Consider the following 7,815-nt stretch of genomic DNA (forward strand, 5'->3'; position numbering starts at 1 on the left):
CGCGGTGGCCGTGGGTGTTCGCGTTACGACGGGCCCAAGCTCGCCCGGTATCAGGCCTCGGCGCTGGCGCGGCTCGGCGACGTGCGCGCCGCCGACACGGCCTACCAGGCGGCCCGTCCCGCGTTGACCGGCGCGAAACCACGCGCCCTGGCCCAACTCGACCGAGCCCATGTTCTAAGCACCGCCGGACACCACAGTGAGGGATGTCGTCTCGCCGTCGACGCCCTGCGGGTCGGCCGCGCCTACGGCAGCGAACGCATCACCGCCCGCGTGCGTGAGTACCGCACCACGGTGCCCGCCCGCGCCACCGAGGCCCGTGAGCTGGACGAGACGCTGGCCGCGCTCTACGACACGGAGGCACGATGACCACGCTGGCGATCACCGGACATCGCGGGCTGCCCGGCCCCATCGAACGGCTCGTCGCCGACGCGCTGCGCGCCGAGGTCGCGCAGCGGGCCGACGGTGGCCTGGTCGGGATGTCCTGCCTCGCCGACGGCCCCGACTCGCTGTTCGCCCGGCACCTGTTGGAGTCCGGCGGGGAACTGGTGGTGGTCGTGCCCGCCGAGCACTACCGCGACGGACTGCCCGCCGACCACCACGCCACCTACGACGCGCTGCTGGCCCGCGCGGCCCGGGTGATCCGGCTGAAGCACACCGAGTCGGATTCCGAAGCCCACATGACCGCGAGCCTGCGGATGCTCGCCGAGGCCGACGAGCTCGTGGCCGTCTGGGACGGCAATCCCGCCCGAGGTTACGGCGGCACCGCCGACGTGGTCCAGGCCGCCCGCGAACGCGGAGTACCGGTCACGGTGCTCTGGCCGGAGGGCGCGACGCGAGACTGAGCGTGAACGACCGAGCAATGTGCTGTCTCATACAGCATACTTTGCCCCGCTGCCGTGAACTCACTCGAAACACATATTCCTGCGCTACGGACCGGCCATCCATATTCGAGACCATAACACTTTCACACCTCCCTCGACATATCACTATTCCAAACGCTAGCAGATTTTATCAGTACTCAGACACTTGGGATCAATCGAATTCACCAGACTCAAGTTCGTCGAGCGTCCGCCAAGCGAGATCGGCCAGAGTTTCGCCGGTTCTGGTTGCCCATCGGGCGGTACCTTGGACGGCCACCGGCCGTCCCTCCCATCCCGCAAGATCCCACATGCGGAAAATAAGTCCAGTAGGTGAGTACTGTAGCCCATCTGCCGCCCAAAGAAGCGGCTTGGATCGATGCGGGACCCAAGTAGCCAGTTCTCGCTGCCTATCCTCACTGAGCCAGCCTGTCAAGGCCTTGTATTCTGTGGAAGTTCCACTGACAAGAGTAAGCTGTGCCCCCTCTTCTAGTAGACCTCGGTCGATGATCACGGAGACGGCGTTCGGCCGGCGACGCTTCCGCTCAGCAGCGGAACGCTGGTACTTATCCTGCACGACGAGATCATCCAGATCGTCCTGACCGAGCACATGATTGGCTATCTCACGACAGCGAGATATATCCGAACATGCTGCGCGAATTTGTGAGCGATTCGAATAAAGACTGTCTATCATACCTGCAACGGCCGGAATCAACTTTCCGACCAATTCAGGCACCCGCTCACGTGCGTACTGTTGCCACTCCAACCGAGAATCTGGCTCGCCGATCGCTTCAGTATCAAGACTACGGAACACAAGATAGGAAATCAAGTGTACACCATGATCAACGAGGGCCGCACCGCGACCCTGATACTGAGGACGGAGCGCATGCAGATTCTTTCGGACAGCTCGGAAAACCTGAACCGCATTCCATAGAAGGTAGGGGCCAGGCCGCGGACGGAACAGATTCTCATAAACGCCCTGCGCCCCTCGTTCCCACAATGCCTCCGTCTTAGCCGAGATCCTCGCAGCATACTGCGCATCAGAATGAACACATGCCAGCGCACACGCCGCTTCGACTACCGAACATCCGGTGGCCGGGTTCGGCTCGAGCTCCGTGCGCCGCACAGAGTATTCCAACCCCAATTCAGCACGCATATCTTCGATGATTGCGGCCTGGATTGGATCCAGAGCCACGAAGTCGCGCGACTCAACTCTATTCTGTCGGTTCGTAGCGTGCGTGGCTCGCTTAGAGAACTCATCAGCAGAACCGGTTACAATAATCCGCACACTAACCTGCGCACAAGCCGCATCCTCAGATTTGGATACCGCTTCAGCAACAGACCGAACAGTCTGCGCTCCGTTCGCGACGCTAGCGTTATGCAGAGTCAACGTTATCGGCCGTCCTTGAGGCGCGTGGAGCGACTGACGACTACGTTCTATCGATTCGCAAAGGATTGTTATACCGTTGTTGAAATACCAGAAGTTGGCCGGTTCACCTGTGAGTGTTTCGATTAGCTCATTATTTATCGGAGTTCTCCCAAGGGGGTTTCGAATATTTAGGTTGAATAGATTGGAACCATGGTCAGCCCATGCAACCACCTGCTCCGCTCCGACCACACCCTGGAATGACTCATATGGACTGCTAATCGAGAACCATGGAAACAGTTCAGCCTCGAGAGTGACCGGTCGAGGCATAAGATCCCGGCGGACGGAGTTCCAGACTTCTGCCGAAAGGATTATCCGATGGTCGAGCACGTCCCCGTGTCGGTTGAAGTCCCGCTCGCCCTGGATAATCGCTTGCTGAAATCCGTCAGTTACCTCGTCGGCGCGCATCAACACGATAACTTGCGTTACAGAGACAGGACCTTTTTCCATAACCGCTTTGGAGAGTTCAGCAAGCTGCTGACCCCTCGGGTTGAAAGCGCCGAAGTCCTCTTCATCAATGAGTCGTAGACCGCTAAGTAGTTCCATAACAGCGGATCGATCGCTACTGGCTTTCCCTTTCCTACTCCACTTCGCCTGAACCAGATACACATGTGGATCAGTACCGTCCACTACAGCGAGTGCGTCAATCCCTTGGTCATTCACGCCGTCTATGACGGTGGCGGCTGCTTCCGACGGACTGAAGCCAGTAACTATCCGAACAGCCTGAGCAGCAAGTGCTCGTGATAAGAGGCGCGGGTCTCGTTCCTCGTCTGGCTTACCTTCCAAGTCACCAACGTCCAGTAGCCCTGCATTGATGTAGACTTCCCGCAGCGCTCGCTCCACCTGACGAACCTGCATAACCACGACCCCGTCGCTGCCCTGATCACTTTTCATGCTCGGAACAATCCTCCTACGACCTTTGTATGGTGGGCTTATAGATGTAGCTGACGACCGGACTCTGATTCTCTCACTACTAGTGACCATGCATCGAGCACTCCCTAGTAATGAGCAGAGATCGTGATGGTGGCCAGCTCGGAGTCATTCGTAGGGCAACAGCTTGCCCCGACTCAATCGATGCTTCGACGTCCTTCACGGGCATGAGTGGATCCATGCGCCCCTACCTGCCCCGCCACACCGGGCCCTCGGGCAGCACGTACCTGAGGAGGGGCAGCTCACGGCCGGGTACAGACGTAGAGGCGACAGTGCCGACCAGGCTGGCTCCGCGCGACTCGTAGAAAGGCCTGGCGCCGGGGTCGGACTCGATGCGGATCTGCCGAAATCCCAGGCTGCGGGCGGTACCGCACATATGGTCCCAGAGCTGTCCTCCGATGCCGTGGCCGATGGCTGTCGGCTCCACGAACAGATAGCCCAGGTCCCCGTCCGGGGGCTGCCCCTCCAGACTGTAGAAGCCCACGGGTTCTCCTCCGCTGTCCGCGACGACCACCCGACGTGCCGCAAGCTCCGTCGGGTGCAACGTCAGCTCGTCACGGCATGTTTCGAGGAACGCTCGGTCGTATCCCCAGTACCCTTTCGACCGCAGGGCCAGCTCGGTCAGGGCATCCGCCTCGCCGACGGTCGCAGGCCGCAACACGATCTCCACCCCGGACGTCATGCCCCCAGTCTGCACCGAGCGATCGTCCGTTCGGGGTCAATTCCGCGGGACAAGACCGAAATGTGCTGACAGGTCGGCGAAGGCACCGCTCCGGCGGCGTGGAGCCCGGTCGAGCAGCCTTCGTACGGGACCATCGCGGCAAGCCCAGTCTGGCCGCATCTACACCGCCATCTCCCGGGGAGACAACGACATACCATGAACCTGATCGAGGTCGAACGTAAGCGCGAACTCACCGACCCCGAGACGTTGAGAGCTCGGCTGACCACGGCCGGATACCGGGAGGGCGGCACCCGCGTCGAGGTCGACACCTATTACAGCCGTCCCGACCGTGACTTCCTGCGCACCGTCGAGTGCCTGCGCGTCCGACGACGCGACGGGGACGCCGAGATCACCTACAAACCCGCGTCCACCGCGGAGACCCACTCGGCCGACGACATCATCGCCAAACGGGAAACCAATGTCTCCCTCGCCGGCCCCGGCCAGACCTCCGCTACGCTCGATCTGCTCGACACGCTGGGCATGGTCCGGTTGTGCCAGGTGGACAAGACCCGCATCACCTACCGAGACCCCGGCGACACCGTCACCGTGGTCGTCGACACGTTCGCAGGCCTCGGCGCGTTCGCCGAGACCGAGGTACTTGCTGAGGACTCCTCCGCGCGCGGAGCTACTCCTCGACCGGGTCGAACGGCAACTCGGTCTCGACACGCTGCCCGTGGTCCACCTGCCCTACCGAGACCTCGTACTCCGACACGAGCCGGGATGAGACGACCGGAGATCAATCCGGCCACCGGTGCCCGACCGAGGAACCCAGCAGTGCCGATGAGGCCAGACCCGGAGTCGCGAAGTCTGCACCCCACCTCACGCCCGATACAATCGTTCGCGAATAGCCCGGTGGACCCCTGGCCTACGGTCATGTTGCCGGGGCTCCGGACTTTCCACTGCCCTTGATAACACCCGAGCAGGAGCCCATGGCCAGGCCCGAGTTCGTCTACACCACCTACATCAGAACCACGCCGGAGCGGTTGTGGCAGGCACTCACCGATCCGGCGTTCACCCGGCGCTACTGGGGTGTCTCGTTCGGCACGGACTGGCAGCTCGGTTCGACCATGACCTGGGAGGAGGGCGGCACCGTGACCGCCGACCCCGAGCAGGTCGTGCTCGAATACGAGCCGTACCGGCGACTGTCCTACACCTGGCACAGCCTGACCCCGGAATGGGCGAAGGCCGTCGGCCTCGGTGCGGACGCCTACGCCCGAGTGGCCGGTGAGGGCCGGTCGAAGGTGACCTTCGAGATCGAACCGCTCGGTGCGCTCACCAAGCTGACCGTCGTGCACGACGACTTCGACGAGGGCAGTGTCCTGCACTCCCTGCTCAGTCAGGGCTGGCCGGGACTGCTGTCCAGCCTGAAGACCCTGCTGGAGACCGGTGAACCGTTGCCGGAGCCCGAGCACGCGCAGGACGGGTGATCGCCCACGATCAACCGCCGACACGCGCGACGGGCCGGGATCGACCCGGGATCACGGCTCGTCCGGTCGGAGCAGTGCCCGCACCGCCGGGCGGAAATCGAGCTCGTACGGCAGCGATGCGAGTTCCTCCGGCGTCACCCGGACATTGCGGGCCGCGGCGAGCTCCGCCAGCCATCGCCACGGGTGCGGTTGGCCGGGTTCCTCGTCGTCCCCCTCGTCCGGCAGCAGGGCCCCGAGGACGGAATCCCGGAGTTCGTCGACCGTGAAGCCGGTGAACTCCGGCGAGCGATCACCGCGCACGGCGACGGTGACACCCCGCTCGCTGTGCAGCACGACACGGGTGCCGGACTCCATCTCCAGGTACTCGCTCAGGGCGAAGCCGACCTGGCGGGTCGACGTGTCCCACGGAACAGCCACCTCGCAGACGGCCCCGACGGCGACGACGGCTCCGTCCCCGGCGACCGCGTCCGGGCCGGGCGGGAGCCGACCCGGGCCCGTCTCCGACACGGGGGCGGCGGACCAACCCCCGGTCGCGGCGTCGTCCATGGCGGGACCTCCTCGTGGCCAACGGGCGTGTGGAACACGTACCGACCGGGAGACTACGGCAGGCCCGGCCGCTCCCCTGCCGGTTCGGCCGGGACGGAACCGGCCTGAGCCCCACCACAGGGACGGCCGACGCACGACGGGGCCGCCGGGAAGGTCCCCGGCGGCCCCGCGCGCGACCGGATCCTGCTCACCGCCTCACTCGTAGGCCACCCGGTAGTGCTTGATGCCGTTGAGCCAGCCGGAGCGCAGCCGGTCCGGTTCGGCCACCTCGCGGATGTCCGGCATCTCGTCGGCGATGGCGTTGAACATCAGGTCCATCTCCAGGCGGGCCAGGTTCGCGCCGATGCAGTAGTGCGCGCCGGTACCGCCGAAACCGACGTGCGGATTCGGGTCCCGCATGATGTCGAACTTTTCCGGTTCGTCGAACACGTCGGGGTCGAAGTTGGCCGAGCTGTAGAACATGCCGACGCGCTCGCCCGCGCGGATGTGTTGCCCACCGAGTTCGGTGTCGGTGGTCGCGGTGCGCTGGAAGGCCACCACCGGTGTCGACCACCGCACGATCTCGTCGGCCGCGGTCTTCGGCCGCTCGCGCTTGTAGAGCTCCCACTGGCCCGGGTGGTCGAGGAAGGCTTTCATCCCGTGGGTGATCGCGTTGCGGGTGGTCTCGTTGCCCGCCACCGACAGCAGGATGACGAAGAAGCCGAACTCGTCGGAGGTGAGCCCCTCGCCGTCCACATCGGCCTCGATGAGCGTGGTGACGATGTCGTTCATCGGGCACTGGCGGCGCTGTTCGGCCATCGCCGTGGCGTAGCCGACCAGCTCGGCCGAGGCGGTGATCGGTTCGACGTCGTACTCCGGGTCGTCGTAGCCGATCATCTGGTTCGACCACTCGAAGATCTTGCCGCGGTCCTCCTGCGGAATGCCGAGTAGTTCGGCGATGGCCTGCAGCGGCAGCTCGCAGGCCACGTCGGCCACGAAGTCGCCGGAGCCCTTCTCGCGGGCGGTGCGCACGATGTTCCGGGCACGGCTGCGCAGGGCGTCTTCCAGTTTGCCGATCGCCCGCGGGGTGAAGCCCTTCGACACGATCCGCCGCAGCTTCGTGTGCTGGGGGGCGTCCATGTTGAGCAGGACGAGCCGGTTGGCGTCCATCCCCTCCTCGTCCATGGTCTCGTCGAACCGGATGATCGCGCTGTTGGCCGCCGAGGAGAACGTCTGCGCGTCCTTCGAGATGGTCTTGACGTCCTCGTGCCGGGTGACGACCCAGTACCCCTCGTCCTTGAAGCCGGCCACGTTGTACGGCTGCGGATTCCACCACACCGGCGCGGTGCGGCGGAGCAGCGCGAGCTCCTCCAACGGCAGCCGCTCCGCGTAGAGGTCGGGATCGGTGAAGTCGAATCCGGTGGGCAGCAACGACGAGCTCATGGCCGTACCTCCGACAGCAGCGTCGTGGAACACGTTCTACTGCCAGATTGAAGCATACGGTGTTAACTCGGGGAACCCGCGGAGTGAACTGTGTTTACTTGATCGATTATGTGCGGGTGTTCACGCTCCGCACGCCCTACTCCACCGTCCCGGCGAGTCCGTCACACCCACACAGCAGGCAAGAACTTGTTCCACTTGCCGGGTGTGGTGCGCACCTTCCGGTCAGCGTGGGTCCTGATCCGTCCACCGGGGGTCGGGCACCCGGGCGTCCGGCCCGGCGTGCAACGGCGGTGCGGGAGGAAGCCGGATGCCGCCGTCCCGTGTGACGCTGCTCGGGTAGGGCCCGGAGGCGGGGACCTCCGCCGTCGCACCGGTACCGGCGGGTCCGTCGAGGTCGCCGGAGGCGCCGCTCGGGTCGTACAGCGACCCGGAGACGACGTGGCGGTCCGACGCGGCGGGCCACTGGCCCGCACCGGCGGTCCGGGT

Annotated in this window: 7 protein-coding genes and 2 pseudogenes; 4 read left to right on the plus strand and 5 right to left on the minus strand. The window is 64.5% G+C overall.

Annotation, left to right across the window (positions count from 1 at the left end):
- A pseudogene (locus tag SACHA_RS0104505) lies at nt 1-366 on the plus strand (hypothetical protein); the annotation flags it as partial.
- The gene (locus SACHA_RS0104510) at nt 363-842 is read left to right on the plus strand and encodes a hypothetical protein (protein ID WP_019807521.1); all 480 of its coding nucleotides are present in this window, start codon (nt 363-365) and stop codon (nt 840-842) included. The pseudogene SACHA_RS0104505 and the gene SACHA_RS0104510, both read left to right, overlap by 4 nt.
- 190 nt (nt 843-1,032) lie before the next feature.
- Here the strand turns inward: SACHA_RS0104510 and SACHA_RS23655 are convergent, their stop codons facing one another.
- Nucleotides 1,033-3,177 (minus strand): AIPR family protein, encoded by a 2,145-nt coding sequence (locus tag SACHA_RS23655; protein ID WP_083935777.1) that lies wholly within the window; start codon nt 3,175-3,177, stop codon nt 1,033-1,035.
- A gap of 223 nt (nt 3,178-3,400) precedes the next feature.
- Nucleotides 3,401-3,895 (minus strand): GNAT family N-acetyltransferase, encoded by a 495-nt coding sequence (locus tag SACHA_RS0104530; protein ID WP_083935778.1) that lies wholly within the window; start codon nt 3,893-3,895, stop codon nt 3,401-3,403.
- 195 nt (nt 3,896-4,090) lie between these two features.
- Between SACHA_RS0104530 and cyaB the strand changes: the two genes are divergently transcribed.
- Both cyaB and SACHA_RS20270 read left to right on the plus strand, forming a co-directional pair.
- Nucleotides 4,091-4,843, plus strand: coding sequence for a class IV adenylate cyclase (cyaB, locus tag SACHA_RS23660; protein WP_198010094.1), 753 nt, complete (start codon nt 4,091-4,093; stop codon nt 4,841-4,843).
- Nucleotides 4,844-4,851: 8 nt separating this feature from the next.
- Nucleotides 4,852-5,361 (plus strand): annotated as a pseudogene (locus SACHA_RS20270) (SRPBCC family protein); the annotation flags it as partial.
- 51 nt (nt 5,362-5,412) lie between these two features.
- Here the strand turns inward: SACHA_RS20270 and SACHA_RS0104550 are convergent.
- From SACHA_RS0104550 to SACHA_RS25970, 3 genes are all read right to left on the minus strand, one after another.
- Nucleotides 5,413-5,907 (minus strand): hypothetical protein, encoded by a 495-nt coding sequence (locus tag SACHA_RS0104550; RefSeq protein ID WP_019807533.1) that lies wholly within the window; start codon nt 5,905-5,907, stop codon nt 5,413-5,415.
- 195 nt (nt 5,908-6,102) lie between these two features.
- Nucleotides 6,103-7,329 (minus strand): cytochrome P450, encoded by a 1,227-nt coding sequence (locus SACHA_RS0104555; RefSeq protein ID WP_019807535.1) that lies wholly within the window; start codon nt 7,327-7,329, stop codon nt 6,103-6,105.
- A 222-nt stretch (nt 7,330-7,551) separates the two neighbouring features.
- A partial coding sequence (locus SACHA_RS25970; RefSeq protein WP_028662884.1) for a hypothetical protein occupies nt 7,552-7,815 on the minus strand: 264 nt, incomplete at its 5' end.

The sequence above is a fragment of the Saccharomonospora halophila 8 genome (assembly GCF_000383775.1).
Lineage (GTDB): Bacteria > Actinomycetota > Actinomycetes > Mycobacteriales > Pseudonocardiaceae > Saccharomonospora > Saccharomonospora halophila.

Bases quoted from the DNA above. Each gene is read 5' to 3' on its own strand.
- SACHA_RS0104510 (WP_019807521.1), top strand. From the start codon at position 363: ATGACCACGCTGGCGATCACCGGACATCGCGGGCTGCCCGGCCCCATC.
- SACHA_RS23655 (WP_083935777.1), bottom strand. From the start codon at position 3,177: ATGAAAAGTGATCAGGGCAGCGACGGGGTCGTGGTTATGCAGGTTCGT.
- SACHA_RS0104530 (WP_083935778.1), bottom strand. From the start codon at position 3,895: ATGACGTCCGGGGTGGAGATCGTGTTGCGGCCTGCGACCGTCGGCGAG.
- cyaB (WP_198010094.1), top strand. From the start codon at position 4,091: ATGAACCTGATCGAGGTCGAACGTAAGCGCGAACTCACCGACCCCGAG.
- SACHA_RS0104550 (WP_019807533.1), bottom strand. From the start codon at position 5,907: ATGGACGACGCCGCGACCGGGGGTTGGTCCGCCGCCCCCGTGTCGGAG.
- SACHA_RS0104555 (WP_019807535.1), bottom strand. From the start codon at position 7,329: ATGAGCTCGTCGTTGCTGCCCACCGGATTCGACTTCACCGATCCCGAC.